1 pseudogene is annotated in these 252 nt (G+C 42.9%); it reads right to left on the reverse strand.

Annotation, left to right across the window (positions count from 1 at the left end):
* Positions 1-252: pseudogene (locus tag F1003_RS16740) on the reverse strand (hypothetical protein); the annotation flags it as partial.

The following is a 252-nucleotide window of genomic DNA, read 5'->3' on the forward strand; positions in this document are numbered from 1 at the left end:
CAAATTCACAGGGCTGGCTATTTAAGCGCTGCTGAAAAGCATGATTGATCGCGTCAATCGTTTTGGCTAGTTTTTGCGGCGTATTCTCATCGTAACTAACACCCAGCTCTTTTGCTAAAGCTTCTATCGTCTCCAAACCGACAGGTGCATGCGTAAAAATCTGCAAAGCCTCTTTAGCATCTGCAGCACCCAATTGATAGTCAACGAGCTTCAAGTGATCCAAATAAATCGCTTTAAGATCTTTTAATCCTG

The organism is Winogradskyella ouciana, assembly GCF_009709615.1.
GTDB lineage: Bacteria > Bacteroidota > Bacteroidia > Flavobacteriales > Flavobacteriaceae > Winogradskyella > Winogradskyella ouciana.